This window comes from Planctomycetota bacterium (genome assembly GCA_033763975.1).
Lineage (GTDB): Bacteria > Planctomycetota > Phycisphaerae > Phycisphaerales > UBA1924 > RI-211.
In genome coordinates this window covers 265161-281930 of record JANRJM010000017.1, presented here as the reverse complement: position 1 = coordinate 281930, position 16770 = coordinate 265161, and the positions used below count along the sequence as shown (strand labels likewise).

Here is a 16770-nt window from a genome sequence, read left to right as displayed (position 1 = left end):
GGCCGGCGCCGATCATCATGGACCAGTCCGTCCCCACCTCGCTCCCGATCACGCAGGCCGATGTCGGTGACGCACGCCCCGCGCCGGCGCCGGCGATGGTCGCGCGGGTCATCCTGCTGGCGGGCGGGCCCAAGCCCTCCCCGCTCGCCGCGGCGTGCGGCGCGACCCCCCTCTTGCTCCCCGCGACGCCCGCGGGCACCACCCTCCTCGCCCACTGGAGCGACGCGGTGGGGCGGGCCTTGGGAGATGGGCCCCTCGACGCCGTCATCTGCGCCGGCGCCGGGTGCCCGGCGCCCATCCGCCAGCTCGCGGCCCGCGAAGGCTGGCGCGTTGTCGAAGACGGCGCCACCTACCGGGGTCCCGCGGGCGTGCTCCGCGACGCGACGGCCGACCTTCCCCCAGACGCGACCGTCTTGGTGCTCGAGGCCGCCCGGATCGCGCGCAGCCCGCTCGAGCCCGCCATCGCCGGGCACGTGCGTTCCGGGGCGGACGCGACGGTGGGCATGAACCCCGACCGCACGCCGGCCGGGCTGCTGCTGCTGCGGGCCGGCACGCTCGACCGTGTGCCGCCGATCGGGTACATGGACCTCAAGGAGCAGTTCCTGACGAAGTTGAAGCTGGCCGGGCTGCGAGTTCGTATAGCAGCCGTGCCCGCCCCGGGGTTGGTTGGTTTCCGGACGCGCGCCGAGTTTCTCGACGCGGTGCTGGGGCGCGACGATGGCGCCCCGGGCGCGGGGGCGTCGGTGCGCTCGGGGATGATCGTGTCAGGTGAGGCGCGCGTGCACGAGGGAGCGCATGTTGTGCGGAGTGTTATCGGCGCGGGGTGCCGGGTGGAGGAAGGGGCCGTGGTGGTGCGGTCGATCGTGACAGACGGCGCGGTCGTCGCCGCCGGACGGGCGGTGAGCGACGCCGTGGTTACGAATCGTGGACTTGTCCGGGACTTGGAATAGAGTTGCCGCAGAGGGGACGATGCAACTGCCACGCACGATGATGCCGACTCAGGTGGCGATGGCGACCGCGCTCGTCGTGCTGTCGGTCGCCGCCGGCTGGGCCGCGTGGCGCGACATGATCTCCGTCGCGACCGAGCGCGAAGACCAGTCCCATATCCTGCTCGCGGTCCCGGTCGCCATCTGGCTGGGCGTGGTGCGGGCCGGACGCCTGCGGTTCGTGTCGATCGAGCCGAGCTGGTGGGGCGCCGCGGCGTGCGTTGGGGGCATCCTTCTCTCCGCCGCCGGCTTCCGCCTGGGCATCGACCTGCTCTGGCACGCGGGCGCCGTCGTGTCCGTGGGCGGGGCGGTGGTGTCGGTGTTCGGCGTGTCGGCCGCCCGCAAGTTCCTGCCCAGCTTCCTCGCGCTGGGCTTCCTGCTGCCCGTGCCGGGCCGGCTGCGCCAGCCCATCGCCCTCCCGCTGCAGGAGATCTCCGCACGCGTCACCGAGTTCGTGCTCGACCTGATCGCGCTGCCCATCGCGCGGTCGGGCAACATCCTGGTTATCAACGATCAGGAAGTCGCCGTCGCGGAGGCCTGCAACGGCATGCGGATGGTCGGGTCGCTCGCGCTCGTCACCTTCGCCTTCGCCTTCTCCATCCCCATGCGCAACCGCATCCGCCTCGCGCTGCTCATCGCCAGCCCGCTCGTCGCGCTGCTCGTCAACATCGTCCGGCTCATCCCCACCACGCTCATGTACGGGTATTCCTCCAAGCCCGCCGCCGACACCTTCCACGACGTCAGCGGCTGGGCCGTCCTCGCCCTCGCGCTGGGCATCCTCTGGCTCATGCTGCACGTCATGCAATGGATGGAGATCCGGACCGTCAACTACGCGGTGGACGCATGACGACCCGACGCACCAGCACCGCCCGCTCCCGCGGGGCGCGGCCCGGCCGCGTCGGCGCCGCGCCCCTCGCCGCCGCCCTGGGCCTGCTGGTCCTCCTGGGGTGGTCGCTCTTCGTCGCCCCGCGTCCGCGCGCGTCGGAGGCGTACCTCGCCGAGATCCGCACGCTCGTGCAGGACATCCCCTACGCCATCGGCCCGATGGTGGGGACCGACATCGAGGTCGTCCCCGCCGCCGCCCGCATGCTCAAGCCCAACGCCATCTTCCAGCGTGTCTACCGCGATCCGCTCAAGGGCCACTCGCTCAGCCTCGTCATCGTCCACTGCCAGGACGTCCGCGACCTCGCGGGGCATTACCCGCCGATCTGCTATCCCAGCGCCGGCTGGCGCGAGTCGGCGCCGCGTGACGTCGCCCCCATCGCGATGGAGGAGCTCCAGATCCCCGTCACCCGGTACGAGTTCCTCCGACGCCAGCAGCACAACGAGGAAACCGTCCGGGTCTTCAGCTTCTTCGTGAAGCCCTCCGGCGAACGCCTCGTGCCCGACATGGGCGACGTCGAGCGTTCCGCCCGCATGCCCGAGGCCGCCTCGCTCGGCGCCGCCCACATCATGATCGGCATCCCCGCCGACCAGGACCCGCAGACCACCGACCGCCTTGTGCGCGACGCACTCCGCGAGATCCGCCCGCTCGTGCGGGCGATCATGCGGCACGACGCCGACGGATCACACTCATGAGTTCCCTGAGCGCGTTCGATCCGCCCCCGTCGCAGTACGACCCCGGCGCCGCCGCGCCCGGGCCCGAGGCCGCCGCGCCCCCGCCCAACCCGCTGCTCCTGCTCCACCGCGGGCTGCGCGGGCGCTACCCGCTGGCCCTCGCCGCCGGCGCCGTGCTCGCGGTGCTGTGCGCCGGCGCGGGGTACGTCGCGGTCAAGCCCGCCTACCGCAGCACCGCCCTCATCCGCGTGGCGCCCACGCAGGCCCGCATCATCTACCAGACCGAGGACAACGGCCAGATGGCCAACTGGGATTCCTTCGTCGGCGCCCAGGTCTCCTTCATCCAGAGCCGCCGCGTCATCCAGCTCGCCCTCGCCAGCGACCGCCTCGCCGGCGTCGGCTGGGCCAAGGACGCCGCAGGTGAGGCCATGCTCGCCGGGGGCCTGCAGGTCAACCGCGGGCGCGGCTCGGAGATCATCACCGTCTCCTTCGACCACCCCAGGCCCGACGTCGCGCAGGCAGCCGCCAACGCCATCGTCGACGCGTACAACGAACTGAAAGACGAGACCTTCGGCCTCGAGGCCGGCACCCAGGAACGCGTCATCCAGGACCGCGTCCGCACCCTGCAGAACCGTCTCGACGGCCTGCGCGAAGAAGAAAACCAGCTCGCCGGGCGGTTCGGCGTCGCCGACATCGAGACGCACCATCGCATCAAGAGCGAGATCCTCTCCGAACTCGAACGCGTCGGCGTCGAGCTCCGCCAGCGCCTCGCCCAGGCCGAACTCCTCGCCCGCACTGCGGCGCCCGGTGCGTCCGGTGCGCCCGGCACGTCCGACCCGGGCGCCCCGGCCCCCGCGGGCGATCTCCCGTCCGACGACCAGCTCGCGCAGACCTCGCCCCGCATCGCCGAGCTGCTCCAGATGAAGCGCGCGATCGAGCACGAGATCCGCCAGCGATTCAACCTCCAGCCCGACCACCGCGCGATGATCGCGCTGCGCGAGAACCTCGTCGCGGTCGAGGAGCAGTTGCGGGCCGCCCGCGAGGCCGTGCTCCGCGAGCCGCCCGTCGTCATCGGCAGGAACGGCGTCGAGGCGCCGATCTCGGCGAGCGCCCTCGCCGAGCAGGTCCGTCTGCACGACGAGGCCGTCACCGCTCTGCGCGAAGAGGTCCGCGCCATCGGCACCACCCGCCAGCAGATCGCCACGCTCCGCGAGCGCAAGGAAGAGGTCAAACGCGACCTCGACATCGCGCAGTCTCGCCTGACCGCCCTCGAGGTCGAACGCAACAACACGCGCACCGGGCGCATCACCGTCCTGCAGATGGGCGACGCGCCCATGCGTCCCCAGTCCGACAGGCGGTTGCCCCTCGCCGGCGCGGGCGGGGTCGCCGGGCTCGGCCTCGGCGTGGGCATCGTCTGGGTGCTCGGGTTCGTCCGCGGGGGGTTCCGCTTCGCCGACGACATCGAGCACTCGGCGGTCTCCACCCCCGTCCTGGAGATCCTCCCGCACATCGACGAGCGCGACGCCCAGTGGGTCGAGATGGCCGCGCACCGCGTGCACCACATCCGCAGCTACCTCAACAGCCAGCGCGCGACCCCGGACACCCCGCTCGTCGTGCTCGTGACGAGCGCCACCGCCGGCGACGGCAAGACCTACCTCACCAACGCCCTCTCGCACTCATTCGCCATCTCCGGACACCGCACCTGCGTGGTCGACGCCGACCTCATCGGCCGCCAGCTCTCCAAGCGCCTCGGCTGCGTCAACGTGCCGGGCCTCAGCGACGCGGCCCTCGCCGACCAGACCCCGTCGACCACGCGCGTCGAGGAACTTCTCGACATCCTGCCGGCCGGGCGGCGCGACGACTACCAGCCCGAGCAGCTCAATCGCGCGTACATCGAGCGCACCATCGACGACCTCCGCCGCAAGTACAACACGATCATCATCGACACCGGCCCCGCGCTGGGAAGCCTCGAGGCGAACCTCCTCGCCCCCATCGCCGACCGCGTGCTCCTCGTCATCTCCCGCGGGCAGCAGCCGGCCCTCGTTCGCGCGGCCGTCTCCCGCATCCGCATCCTCGGCGGGCGCATCGCGGGCGTCGTCTTCAACCGCGCCACCAAGAAGGACCACCTCTCCCGGTCGCCCACCAGCAACTTCGCCAGCTACAGCAGCGTCCTCTCCCGCTCCGTGCGCTCCGCCGGCGGAACGCCCGCCATCACGCACTCCCCCCTCATCACCTCGATGCGACAGTCGCTCAACGCCATCGACCGGAGCAACGGCGGGCCCGGATGACCCAGAGCCTCGCACCAGCGCCCACCCCCCTCGCCCCGCCGCGGCCTCCCGCGACCACGGTCTGGGGGCTTGATGTGCACGCGCTGCACGAGCGGTTCTGGGCCTCACGGTGCGTGCAGGTCGTCCGGTGCGCCGGAGGCCATGTCGACCGCGGGCCGCAGCTCTACCTCCTCACCGATCCGCACACGCTCGCGATCTTCGACCCCGCGGGCCTGCTCGACCAGCTCCGCTGGCTCAAGCCGCGCTGCGTGCGCGTCCGCCTGGTCGATCATCACGAGCAGGACTACGAGGAACGCGTGCTCGCCGAGCCCAACGGCGACTTCCTCGCCATCCAGCGCATCTACCGCGCCCGCACGCGCGCCACCAGAGGCGTCTGGCTGACCGAAGACCGGCGCGTCGCCGAGCGCTGGGCCGCCGCGCCCTCCCGCGACGCCGCCACCCGCGAACTGAAGGCGACCCACCCCCGCGGCACGGTCTTCCCGTGGCGCCAGCCCGGCATCGTCTGCGACGCCGACACCGAGCAGGACCGCTTCCGCACCGCCGTGCTGGGTCGCTGGAAGGACCCGCGCAGCGTCGTCGACACCGTCTACTGCTACGAGCCGGGCGTCTGGCTGCACGAGACGGTGCGCCCCCCGCCGAGCGTGCGGTTCATCCCGCCCGTGTGGGCCGGCGCGGGCGTCCGCTTCAGCCCCGGGCAACTCGTCGTCGGTCCCGCCGTGCTCGCCGACGCCGCGTCGGCGCCCGTCACACCGTCCGACGTCGATTGGCACGACGTGCAGGCCCGCCCCTCGCTCGTGAACCCCGGCGCCGTCACCCGCCTCGCGCAGCAGCGCAAGCGCATCTTCGACGTCGCGTTCAGCGCCACCGCGCTCGCCCTCACGCTCCCGCTCTATCCCCCGATCCTCCTGGCCATTCTGCTCGAGGACGGGCGCCCGTTCTTCTTCGCGCACCGCCGCCAGACCATCGGCGGACGCGAGTTCCCCTGCCTGAAGTTCCGCACCATGGTCCGCAACGCCGAGCGCATCAAGGCGGACCTCGTCGCCGCCAATCTCTCCGACGGCGCGCACTTCTACATCAAGAACGACCCCCGCGTGACGCGCGTCGGGCGCATCCTGCGCAAGTTCCACCTCGACGAACTCCCGCAGTTCTGGAACGTCCTCGCCGGGCACATGAGCGTCGTGGGCCCCCGCCCCAGCCCCGACAAGGAAAACCAGTTCTGCCCCGCCTGGCGCGAGGCGCGCCTGAGCGTCCGCCCCGGCGTCACAGGCCTCTGGCAGGTCCGGCGCACACGCGCCCCCGCAACCGACTTCCAGGAATGGGTACGCTACGACCTGGAGTACGTCCAACGCCAGAGCTTCATGCTCGACCTTCGCATTATCGCCGACACGGTGCGACAGATCCTGCACCTCTAACCGCACGGGGTTCAGCATCGCGATGAAACGCCGAACAAAGAAACTGCTGGTCGTGCTCGCCGTGCTCGGCGTCCTCGCCGTCGGCGCGGGCGGGGCCTACGTCGCCCGTGACGGCGTGCGCGAACGCCGCGCCCAGGCCGGTCTGCGCGACGGCACCGCCGCGTTCGAGGCCCGCGAGTACGCGCGCGCCATGGACGGCCTGGGCCGCTACCTCTCCCGACACCCCGACGACGCCGACGTGCTCCTGCTCATCGCCCGTGCCCGCGCGCAGGTGCCCCTCGAGAACCGGCGGCACCTCGCCTCGGCCGTCATGTTCGCGCGGCGCGCCTCCGACCTCCGCCCGACCGACGTTCCCACCCTCGAACTCGTCATCGACCTGTACGCGCAGCTCGGCTTCAACACCGAGACGCGCCAGTTCGCGCAGCGCCTCATCGCCGCCGATCCCTCGAACATCGCCGGGCACCAGGCGCTCGTCGGCAGCCTCGCCGCGACCAACCGCCTCGACGAAGCGCTCGCCGCCGCCGAGGCCTTTGTCGCCGCCCGCCCCGACGACGTGCTGCCCTACCAGTTGCTGATCGAGGTCATGGTGCTGCGGGGCGACGATCCGCGCACGCTGCTCGAGCGCGCCCTCGCCGGCATGGAGCGACTGCCCGACAGCCTGGCGATGCGCATCCTGGCCGCGCGCGCCGCCGGCGCCGCCGGAAACCGCGCCGAGTTCGACCGCCTCTCGCAGGAGGCCCTCGCGCTGCCCTTGTCGTCCGAGTCCGAACTGGTCGACCTGCTCGCGCTGCTCGAACGCTCGGACGACGCCGACGCGCGCATCGCCGAACTGCTCACCCGCCTCCGCGACGATCCCCGCCTCGGGCCGACCGCGCGCGACCTGGGCGCCGAGCGCGACTGGAAGTTCGGGCGGTTCCTCGCCGCGCAAGAGCCCCTCCGCGCCGCGATCGCCACCCCCCAGACCGCCTCCAGCCGCGCCATCGGCCTGGCGGTGGTGGTGCTCACCGCCCCCGCCGACGCGCCCGGCGTCGACGCGGCCCTCGCCGAACTCTCCTCCCGCGGCGATCCTCAGGACCGCTACTGGAAGACCCTCGCCGAGGGCGTTCGCGCCGTGCGTGCCGAAGACTTCCGCGCGGCACGCGAGCACCTCGCCGAGGCCGTCCGACTCGACCCCCGCCCCGGCTTCGCCCAGTTCTTCCTGGCCGAACTCCTCTTCCCGCTGGGGGAGCAGGACGAGGCCATCCGCCTGCTCGAGAACATCGCGGGCGACGAGCGCGCGATCGCCGACCCCGCGTGGCGCGTGGCCCGCTCGCAGCTCGTGACGATGAAGATCCGCGCCGGACGCCTCAGCGAGGCCCGCACCGCCGCCAACCTCGCGCTGGGCCTGCGTCCCTCGGCGCCCGAGGCGCTCGCCGTCGGGTACGCCGCCCTCACTAGCTTCGACGCGGGCAGCGCGTCCGCCGCCGACATCGAGTCGCTCGCCAAGGCCCTGGCCTCGTTCGATGGTGAACTCGCGCAGGACCCCACGATCCTGGGGCTGCGCGCCTGGGCCGCCTACGGGCTCGCCCGCCCCGCCGAGGCCCGCCCGCTGGTGCAGCGCGTCGTCGCGGCCTCCGCCGCCCCCGCCTCCGAAATCGCCCTGCGCCTCCTCGCGTTCACACGCGCCGACGACGCCACCCTGCACGCGTCGCTGCTCACGCACCTGCGCACCGTCGCCCCGGCCGACATGGCGCTCGTCGAGTACGAGGCCGCCTTCCGCGCGCTCACGCAGGGGCCTCAGTCTGCCCGCGACTTCATCGCGTCGCTCGCGCGCCCCGACGACACCCCGCAGCGTCAGGCCATGCTGCAGTACACCCTCGCCGCGGCGATCGAACCGCTCGAGCCCGCCGCCGCCGCCGACATCCACGAGCGTCTCGTCGCCCTCCCCGACCCGCCCCTGCCCGTCGTCCTCGCGATCGCCAACTCCGACGTCGCCTGGACCCGGCGCGAACTCATCAGCCGCACGCTCTCTCTCCTGCGCGAGCCGCTCGGCTCGGCCTCCACCCGCTTCCGCGTGCTCGACGCGCGCTACCAGCTCGCCTTTGAACGATCCGAGAAGTCCGCCTCGCAGGTCGTGACCTCGCTCGCGCCCATCGCCGCCGCCAACCCGCGCGACCCCATCGCCGCCGTCCTCCTCGCCGACGCCTACACCATCCTCGGCAACCGGCGCGGCGGCATCGAGGCCCTCGAGAGCACCCTCTCCGCCACCGGCTCGCCCCTGCTCTTCCCCCCGCTCATCGCCCTGCTGCAGGCCGATGCCCGCGGCCCGGAGGCCGACCGCCAACTCCGCCAGTTCCTCGTCTACCGCGAACTGCCCGACGAATCCCGTCGTGCCCGGTCCCGGCTCGCCGCCACGCAGGGCTTGCTCAAGGAGGCCGTCGCCGACATCGACGCGCTCGCCGATCGACGCACCGCCGACGATCGCCTGCTCGCCGCGGCCATCCGCGTCCGCCTCGGCGATCTCACCGGCGCCGCCGCCGATGTCGAGGCCGCTCGCGCCGCCTCGCCCGCCTCGCTCCCCGCGATCTTCGCCGCCGCCGAGTTGCTCGCGAAAGGCGGCGATCTCGACGGCGCGGTCCGCCTCATTGAGCAGTCGCCCTCCGCCGTCACCCCCGCCGACCGCCGGAACCTCGTCAACGCCCTGCTGGCGCTCTACGCAGACCCGGCGCGCGCCGAGGCCGCGCTGCGGGATGCGACCCGCGAGGGTGGGAACGCCGAGTCCTGGGCCCAACTCGCGAACTTCCTGATGAAGCAGAACCGCCTCGAAGAGGCGCTCGCCGCCGTCGACCAGGGGCTCAAGGGTTCGCCGAACGACTCGCGTCTGTCCTGGCTCCGCGGCACCATCGTGCTCGCCACCGGGGGCGAGAGCGCGCTCAACGACAGCCTCTCCATGCTCAGCCGCGCCGCCGAAGACCCCAACGCCACGCCGTCGCTCCGCGCCGTCCTCGATGTCATGCGCCGCGTTGCCGTCGAGAAGCCCGATTGGGGCCGCGCCGCACGCGACCTCGAGGAGATCGTCGAGAAGTACCCCACCGAGGTCGACATCCGCTCGCTCCTCGTCGCGGCCCACTTCAACGCCGGCGCGCCCGACCGCGCCATCGCCGCCGCGCTCCTCGCCGCCGACGCCGCCCCGGGCGATCCGCGCGGCGCCAAGCTCGCCGCCCAGTCGCTCGCGTCCGTCGGGCGGTGGGAAGAAGCCCTCACGCAGGCCCGCGCCTGGAAGACGCGCTCCGCCGACTCGTACGAAGCCGACGTCTTCCTCGCCGGCTCCCTCCTCACGCTGGGCCGTGCGACCGAAGGCCTCGACGTCGTGCTGCCGCAGCGCGCCCGGATTTCCGGGGCCTCTCCCCCGGACCTCCCCGCGCTCGACGTGCTCTCCCGCGCCCTCGCCGGGTCGGGAAAGATCGCCGACGCCCGCGCCCTCCTCGAGCCGCGCCTCTCCGGTGATCCGCGCGTCTTCGACCTGTCCGTGTCGGTCATCCGGTCGAGCATCGGCGAGCCGACGCGCGCCGAACCACTCCGCGAATGGCTCGCGAGCCTCGACGGGCTCGCCACGTCGCCCCCCATGCACATGCTCGTGGCGGAGTGCTGGGTCGATCTGGGCATCAGTTCCAACTCGAAGGACGACCTCGCCCGCGCCATCGCCGCCGCCGACAAGGCCAAGGGCGATCCCGCCACGGCCCCGTTCGCCCACCTCGTCACCGCGACGGCGTACGACTACGTGGACGACGCCGATCGCGCCATCGAGGCGTACGACCAGGCCCGCACGCTCCTCCCCGAAAACCCGATCATCCTCAACAACCTCGCCTACCGCCTCACCCTGAAGCGCATCCGTGCCGCCGACGCGGTGCAGTACGCCACCAAGGCCGTCGCGCTCAGCGCCAACGAATCTCCCGCGGCCCGCGCCAACTTCATGGACACGCTCGCGCAGGCCCAGCTCGCTGGCGGAGCGCCCAAGGACGCCCTCGCCACGTTCACCACCGCCCAATCGCTCGCGCCGGGCATGCCCGACCTGTTCGTCGGCCTGGCCGAGTGCCACCAGACGCTCGGCGACGCCGCCCAGGCCCGCGAGCAACTCCGCCGCCTCGACGCCACCCTTGGCGGACGCCCGCTCTCGCCCGGGCTGCAGCGCCGCGCCGACGCCGTCCGCACCGCGCTCGGCCCGGGCTAAGCTCGGCCTCGGCTGACGCCGCCCCGTTCGACATCCCGTCTGCCCACCCCACCGGGCCGCCCTCTCGCAGGGCGGCCCGCGTCGTTTCAGGAACGGTGCTCGCGAGCGGTGCGCGCGGTCCAGCCCCGCCGCCGCCCCGCCGCGCAGCGCGGACGCATCACCGCGCCGGCCGGTCCGCGACGCGCAGGTGCCGGCGAGCGCCGACGCATTGCGCTCAACGGTCGAAACGCCTCCGCCGTCGCGGCGTCGCCGAGCTCCGCCCCTCCGCGCAGCGAGGGCGGCAAACACGGCGCGCGGCCGACACGCTCGGTGCCCCGACAACGAACGGGACAAAAAGAAAAGGACCGGCTCCTTCGAGCCGGTCCTCGGGAATCGCTGCGATGAAGCGATCCGATCCCGCGTGATTAGCGAGTCGTGCGCCGGCGGATCGCCAGCACGCCCATGCCCGCGAACGCCAGAGCGGCGCCGGAGGGCAGGGGGATCAGGGTCAGCTGGTCCTGGCTGTTGCCCGAGTACACACCCGTCTGGGAGTTGAACCCGGTCCACAGGCGAAGCACGCGCACCTGGCCGAGCGTGTTGCCATGCACCGAGGACTGGTTGGCCCAGTTGAAGATCCGCATGCCGAGGGCGCGGACCGTGGCGTCGCCGTACGTGGTGATGTCCGCGTCGCTGAGCTCGTTCTCGGCGTACCAGATGGCCCACTGGACCGCGGACGACATCCGGCGGCCCGCGGCTTCGTTCGAGCCGGCGCCGTAGGAGGGGATGTTGATGTTGCTGTTGACGCCGAAGGCGTTCGCCGCGCCGGCGAAGGCGCTGTAGCCTCCGAGAACCGTGCCGACGCCACCGAAGTTACCGCCGTTGCGGAACTCCCGGTAGATCGCGGCCGTGGCGAAGCTGATCACGTCCTCGCTGGCACCGTTGTTGCGAGGGCCAGCGGCGCGAGCGTTGCTCGTGCCGCTGCCGCCGTTCTTCGCGGAATCAGCGATCTGCGCGAAGTAGCGGTTGCCGTTCGCGTTCGAGTTGCCCAGAGACACGTTCTCGCCGCGCTCGATGCAGAACGTGTAGAACTGATTCCCGCCGAGGCCGTTGTTCGTGCCGAACGTCGACCCGACGTAGCCGGCGTTGAACTGCGCCGTGTGGTAGTAGTTCGTCGACGTGCCGTGGTTCGGGCCGGCAGCGGAACTCGAGTTCCCGATGCGGTTCATGATGAACGCGCCGCCCTGAGCGTCGTGGCCGTTGTAACGGCCCGTCGCGTCCTGGGCCCAGATGCGGCCGTCGGCGTACGCCGAACCAGCCGCGGCGGCGAGCGCGAGGCCCGCCAGAACACACTTCTTCATACCCAAACCCTCCGTCGAGCTGCCCCCGAGATTGGCCACGTATCCGGCAGTGGATCCTGCCGCCGCGAATACGCTTCCCGCACACAAGGTTCCACGGGTTGCCACGCACTCCGCGCAGCTACAAAGACCCGTGGGTGTTTTCTCCCGCTCGACACCCTCAGCATAGTTGCCTAGGTGGATACCCGCAAGTAGTTCCCGGCACATTTCACGGCCGCTTCATACTGGGGAAAGCATTTGGTTCGAGTGGCGCTCTCACCCCAAGTGCTTTGAAGAAACCGGTTTGTGCAGCACCCCGACACCCGTGTCGACCGAAGTGCTCTCCCTGGTACTAACAAAACACGATCTGCGATTTCTGCGCAAATCGTGTGCTTCGGTGCCCCGCCCACGTCACGCGGCGGTCATTCCCCACCCTGCTCGGGCTCCGCCGGCCGCCCGGCCTCGATCCAGCACAGCGTGCACGCCCCGTTCCCGATCCGGTCCGCGATGGCGAAGGACTCCCACTGCGCCGACCGCACCGGTACGCCCGCGTCCACCGCCCGGTGCAGCGCGACCTGCAGGTCGTGCTCCGCCACCTCCCGCGCGACCGTGAACAGCACCACCAGCACCGCGCCGTTCAGAATCGCCGGGTCGCGTGCCAGTTTCCGGACGTCGGTCCGGGCGGCCCGCAGCAGGCTCGACGCGTACGACCGGTTCGGCACAGGCACATCCGCCACGAACTCGAACTGCCCGACGCACTTCATCTCGAGCCAGTACGCGTCTTCGGGCGTCACGTCGCCCTCGGGGTGCAGCGGGGCCCCCTCGAACAGCGTGCCCCGCAGCGCGTCCGCCGCGATGCGCTCCGCCATCGGGTCCACGAGTCTTCTGCCCCCGGACGGCAGCAGCACCAGGTCGCACCGCTCGCGTTCGAACCCCCTGGCACGCGCCCCGGCCGGCCCGGGGTAGACCTGCTCGCGCAGCACCGCAACGCCCGCCCGGGCGAACCCGTCCGCCAGCAGCGGGTGCAGGTCAACCTCGTGGCACGCGTCGAGCCCGCGCACGCTCTGCTCGGCGTCGAGCGCCGCGTCTTGCTCGCGGAGCGCGCCGGTCGCGAGGGACAGCAGTTCGCGGGCATCCCACATCGGCGCGAAGGCTACGCGCCCAGGGCCGCCCGGATGTCGGCGATGATCTCGAGCGCGTGCGACTCCGCCGCCCGGCGCGAGCGTTTCCACAGCCGCACGCACGCCCAGGGCAGGGGCAGCACCGTCACCGGCAGGTACCACATCCACGTGGCGTAGTCGTACCCGGTCCAGTACGACCGCAGCATCGAGTCGGTGAGCCACACGCCGGGCCAGATGGTGAACACCAGCACCGCCGCGAAGATCAGGGGCGTGCGGGGCAAGACCTTCAGCGAGAACGCAAGCCGCGTCCCTTCGGGCGACGCCTCGCCCTGCGCCGACAGCAGGTAATCAAAGGGCTGGCCCGCGGTGGTCACCGAGAAGAGCCCGGGCGGGGGTCCGGCGCGAAACTCCGCCATCTTTCCCCGGCGGGCCCGCTCGTCCAGACGCGCCACGACCTCCTGCGGGGTTTGCGGCACAAGCAGCGGGGGCGGCGGCCAGGCGGAATCCGGGGGGGGCTCGGTCATGCGCCGCTCAGGTTAGCGGCTCGTCCCCGTGAATTCCGTCTATGACGCCCGATCCGACGGATTGTCGGGGCACTTCAGGCCTCAGGACTGGCGAACCGCGCAACGGGCCGTACCGTTTCAGAAGCATGAACGTGCGCGCGGACGGCTTCGGAACGGCGGGTCGACTTCGGCTGATCCGGGCCGAGGACGACGCCGACCCGGCGCTCGGGCAAGCCCCGCCGGCGCCGCCCGCCGCCTCGCGCGTGTCCGACGTGGCACGCGAGAACCACCTCGCCGCGCGCCTCGACGACGCCGACGTGCGGGCCGCCTTCGCGATCGACGTCGCCCGCGCGATCGAGGGCGGGCGGGCGGCCGTCCTGCGCCCCGAAAACCGCCGACGGCTGGTGGCGGCGGCCGTGAAGCAGGGCCTCCGCGAGTTCGATGCGCACCTCGTGATCGCCATCGTGCAGGACGCCGCCCGGCGCGCAGAGCCGGTGCACTCCGGCCCCGTTCACGCCCGACTCTCGATGCTCGCGCCGCCGGCAGACGCGTCGTACGCCTGGCGGTTCGCGATCGCGGTGGCGCTCGCGGGCGCGATGGTGGTGGGGGTGCTCACCTGGCTCCTCGCCGACGTGCCGGGCTGAGCCCGGCGTGCCCGACGCGCGTCCGCCCAGCGCGAACTTCGCGCGAATGTCCGCCTCTGAACCGTCAAGACGCGCGAACTCACTGTCGGATGCGTCGGCGGCGTGCTCCGGTCGAACAACCGCCCACGCACCCGCGGTACCATGTCATTCGGGAGTTTCGTCATGGCGTCCGGGCGCGGTGAGAGCACAGTCGACGTCGCGGCGCAGCGCGCCGCCGCGTTGTACACCTCCCGGCGAGCCAGCGGCGCCAGCGTCACGCTCGAGGAACTCATCCCCGGCACGCCCGGCAGCCCCGAGTTCGAGGCCACGCGCACCCGCGCCATGGCGTTCATCGCCGACGACCCCGCAACGCAGGCCGACGTCCGCCCGGACGCCCGCACCATCGCCGACGTGGGACCCGGCGCGCCCGGCCCGGATGCTCGGTCGACGCGCGCCACCGCCGGCGGCATCGCCGACCGCGCCACGCGCCTCGAGAGCGCCAACACGATCGGGCCGGGCGGCGACGGCGCGGCCCTCCCCGCGATCGAGGGCTACGAGGTCCGCTCGTGCCTCGGGCGGGGCGGCATGGGCGCGGTCTTCGAGGCCGTTCAACTCTCCACCGGGCGGCGCGTCGCGGTGAAGTTGATGATCGACGCGGCGGGGGTGTCCGACGCCGCCCGACAGCGGTTCGAGCGCGAGGTCGAGGTGGTGGCGCGCCTCGAGCACCCGGGCATCGTGTCGGTGGTGGACTCGGGCGTTCGCAAGGGGCGGTACTACTACGTGATGGAGTACGTGCCCGGCGACGCCCTCGACCGGGCGCTCCCGCCGGGCAAGGGCGACGTGCGGCGCGTCGTCGAGATGCTCGTCGAGATCTGCGAGGCGGTCGACTACGCCCACCAGCGCGGCGTGCTGCACCGCGACCTGAAGCCCTCGAACGTGATCGTCGACAAGCGGGGGCGGCCCCGCCTGCTCGACTTCGGCATCGCCAAGCTCGTCGACGACAAGACCGACGAGCGTCACGGGCAGCGGGGAATGACCATCGGCCAGCCGGGCCAACTGCTCGGGACGGTCGCGTACATGTCGCCCGAGCAGGCGCAGGCCCGCAACGACCTCACGAGCGTGCGGACCGACGTGTACGCGCTCGGCGCGATCGGGTACGAACTGCTGACCGGGCACCTGCCTTGCTCGGCCGAGGGCTCGCTCCGCGAGGTGCTGGCGCGGATCGCCGAGGTGGACCCGGCGCCGCCCTCGAAGCTGCGCCGGGCCGTCCCGCGCGACATCGACGCCGTGCTCCTGCGCGCCCTGGAGAAAGACCCGCAGCGCCGGTACGCGACGGCGGGCGAACTGGCGCAGGACCTCTCGCGCTGGCTGCGGGGCGAGCCGGTGTCCGCCCGGCGCGTCGGGCCCACGGGGCGATTCTGGCGCTTCGTGAAGCGCAACCGCACGGTGTCGATGGCGGCGGCCATCGCCGCGGTGGTGCTGTGCTCGGTCTCCACCCTGCTCATCATCCGGATCGTCGACGAGCGCGACCGCGCGGTCGCGAACTTCGCGCTGCTGCGTGGCGTGCTGGAATCCGCCGATCCCGAGCGATCCAACAGCATCGTGCAGCTGCTCGACAACGCGACCAAGAAGATCGAGGAAAGCCCCCCGGGGGTTGACCTCGCCGAGGCCGACGTGCGGGCCATCCTGGGCGTCGTGTACCGCAAGTTCGGCGAGTACGGGAAGGCCCGGGCGCAGCAGCAGCGCGTGCTGGAGATCTACGACGCGCGCGACGAGCACGACACCGACGCCCGCGCCGAGGCGATCCACAACCTCGCGGCGACGCTCTGGTGGGAGGGGAGTTATTCCCAGGCCGAGACGCTCTACACCCGCTCGCTCAACATGCGCCGGCGCCTGCACCGGGGCGATCATCCGGACGTCGCGATGAGCCTGACGCACCTGGCGGCGTGCCGCCTGCGGATGGGGCGCCTGCCCGAGGCGACGCAGCTCTACGCCGAGGCGCTCGACATGCGTCAGCGTCTGTACAAGGGCCCGCACGAGGAGGTCGCCCAGGCGCTGAACAACGTCGCGAAGTGCGAGCTGGACGCCGAGGCGTTCGAGCGTGCGGAGGTGCTGTTCCGTCGCGCGCTCGACATGATCGTGAGCCTGCGGGGCGAGCAGTACGCGGGCACCGCCGCCGCCTCGCAGAACCTGGGAGACTGCCTGCTGCGCCGATGCGACGCGGCGTTGGTGCAGGGCGACGGCGCGGGTGCCCGGACGTTCGCCGAGCAGGCCGACGAGGCGTTCTCCCGCGCGCTCGCCATCCGGCTGCAGATGTTCCCGCGCGGGCACCACCTCGTGGCGATGAGCCGCGCAGGCCAGGCGCGCGCCAAGGCCGCCCACGGGGCCGCCTCCGACGCCCGCGAGGCCGCGACGCAGGCCCTCGCCATGATCCGCCAGACCCGCCCCGCGAACCACCCCGACATCGTGGACGTGCTGGACGCGAACGCCGAGGCGCACCTCGCCGCCGGCGACGTCGCGGGCGCGCTCGACTTCCTCGACCAGGCGCTGGCGATCTCCGGCTCGGTCGAGCCGCGGCGCGCGGAGATCGTCGCGCGCCGGGGCGTCCTGCTCGTACGCCTCGGGCGCACGTCCGAGGGCGAGCAGGCCCTGGCCGAGGGGCTCGCGGCGCTGCGACAAGCGCGCGGCACCACAAGCGTGCGTGTCACACGCCTGGAGCAACTCGCCCACGAGGCCGGCGCGCCGACGAACTGACCA

11 protein-coding genes are annotated in these 16770 nt (G+C 72.4%); 8 read left to right on the top strand and 3 right to left on the bottom strand.

The annotated features are described in order from the left end of the window. The first annotated feature begins 17 nt into the window (after positions 1 to 17). The 6 genes from SFY69_11755 to SFY69_11730 are packed head-to-tail and all read left to right on the top strand — an operon-like array spanning position 18 to position 10453. A complete protein-coding gene (locus SFY69_11755) occupies positions 18 to 950 on the top strand; it encodes a hypothetical protein (GenBank protein MDX2132714.1) in 933 nt (310 codons plus the stop codon). Between the two features lie 19 nt (positions 951 to 969). After that, positions 970 to 1833 (top strand): exosortase/archaeosortase family protein, encoded by an 864-nt coding sequence (locus SFY69_11750; protein ID MDX2132713.1) that lies wholly within the window; start codon positions 970 to 972, stop codon positions 1831 to 1833. Beyond that, positions 1830 to 2564: an exosortase-associated EpsI family protein gene (locus SFY69_11745; protein MDX2132712.1), complete on the top strand. Its 735-nt coding sequence runs from the start codon at positions 1830 to 1832 to the stop codon at positions 2562 to 2564. Before SFY69_11750 ends, SFY69_11745 begins: the two co-directional genes overlap by 4 nt. Beyond that, positions 2561 to 4831 carry an AAA family ATPase gene (locus tag SFY69_11740; GenBank protein MDX2132711.1) on the top strand — a complete coding sequence of 757 codons (2271 nt, stop codon included), beginning with the start codon at positions 2561 to 2563 and terminating at the stop codon, positions 4829 to 4831. The genes SFY69_11745 and SFY69_11740 overlap by 4 nt, the downstream gene beginning before the upstream one ends. After that, entirely contained in the window at positions 4828 to 6243 is a 1416-nt protein-coding gene (locus SFY69_11735) for a sugar transferase (GenBank protein MDX2132710.1), read from the top strand. Before SFY69_11740 ends, SFY69_11735 begins: the two co-directional genes overlap by 4 nt. A gap of 22 nt (positions 6244 to 6265) precedes the next feature. After that, positions 6266 to 10453: a tetratricopeptide repeat protein gene (locus tag SFY69_11730; protein ID MDX2132709.1), complete on the top strand. Its 4188-nt coding sequence runs from the start codon at positions 6266 to 6268 to the stop codon at positions 10451 to 10453. Between the two features lie 404 nt (positions 10454 to 10857). Here SFY69_11730 and SFY69_11725 read toward each other — a convergent pair whose 3' ends face one another. From SFY69_11725 to SFY69_11715, 3 genes are all read right to left on the bottom strand, one after another. Then, positions 10858 to 11790, bottom strand: coding sequence for a hypothetical protein (locus SFY69_11725; protein MDX2132708.1), 933 nt, complete (start codon positions 11788 to 11790; stop codon positions 10858 to 10860). Positions 11791 to 12188: 398 nt separating this feature from the next. Further along, complete coding sequence (locus tag SFY69_11720) at positions 12189 to 12908, bottom strand: hypothetical protein (GenBank protein MDX2132707.1); 720 nt, start codon at positions 12906 to 12908, stop codon at positions 12189 to 12191. A gap of 11 nt (positions 12909 to 12919) precedes the next feature. Beyond that, a complete protein-coding gene (locus SFY69_11715; protein MDX2132706.1) occupies positions 12920 to 13411 on the bottom strand; it encodes a hypothetical protein in 492 nt (163 codons plus the stop codon). Between the two features lie 125 nt (positions 13412 to 13536). Here SFY69_11715 and SFY69_11710 point away from each other — a divergent pair, with 125 nt between their 5' ends. Together SFY69_11710 and SFY69_11705 are read left to right on the top strand one after the other, a co-directional pair. Then, positions 13537 to 14034, top strand: a complete 498-nt coding sequence (locus tag SFY69_11710) for a hypothetical protein (protein MDX2132705.1) — start codon at positions 13537 to 13539, stop codon at positions 14032 to 14034. Positions 14035 to 14196: 162 nt separating this feature from the next. Next, a complete protein-coding gene (locus SFY69_11705; protein ID MDX2132704.1) occupies positions 14197 to 16767 on the top strand; it encodes a serine/threonine-protein kinase in 2571 nt (856 codons plus the stop codon). The last annotated feature ends 3 nt before the right edge of the window (positions 16768 to 16770 follow it).

What these genes read in the sequence shown, in the direction of transcription:
- SFY69_11745 (MDX2132712.1), top strand. Translation starts at nt 1,830, where the DNA reads ATGACGACCCGACGCACCAGCACCGCCCGCTCCCGCGGGGCGCGGCCC.
- SFY69_11715 (MDX2132706.1), bottom strand. Translation starts at nt 13,411, where the DNA reads ATGACCGAGCCCCCCCCGGATTCCGCCTGGCCGCCGCCCCCGCTGCTT.
- SFY69_11725 (MDX2132708.1), bottom strand. Translation starts at nt 11,790, where the DNA reads ATGAAGAAGTGTGTTCTGGCGGGCCTCGCGCTCGCCGCCGCGGCTGGT.
- SFY69_11735 (MDX2132710.1), top strand. Translation starts at nt 4,828, where the DNA reads ATGACCCAGAGCCTCGCACCAGCGCCCACCCCCCTCGCCCCGCCGCGG.
- SFY69_11710 (MDX2132705.1), top strand. Translation starts at nt 13,537, where the DNA reads ATGAACGTGCGCGCGGACGGCTTCGGAACGGCGGGTCGACTTCGGCTG.
- SFY69_11705 (MDX2132704.1), top strand. Translation starts at nt 14,197, where the DNA reads ATGGCGTCCGGGCGCGGTGAGAGCACAGTCGACGTCGCGGCGCAGCGC.
- SFY69_11740 (MDX2132711.1), top strand. Translation starts at nt 2,561, where the DNA reads ATGAGTTCCCTGAGCGCGTTCGATCCGCCCCCGTCGCAGTACGACCCC.
- SFY69_11750 (MDX2132713.1), top strand. Translation starts at nt 970, where the DNA reads ATGCAACTGCCACGCACGATGATGCCGACTCAGGTGGCGATGGCGACC.
- SFY69_11755 (MDX2132714.1), top strand. Translation starts at nt 18, where the DNA reads ATGGACCAGTCCGTCCCCACCTCGCTCCCGATCACGCAGGCCGATGTC.
- SFY69_11730 (MDX2132709.1), top strand. Translation starts at nt 6,266, where the DNA reads ATGAAACGCCGAACAAAGAAACTGCTGGTCGTGCTCGCCGTGCTCGGC.
- SFY69_11720 (MDX2132707.1), bottom strand. Translation starts at nt 12,908, where the DNA reads ATGTGGGATGCCCGCGAACTGCTGTCCCTCGCGACCGGCGCGCTCCGC.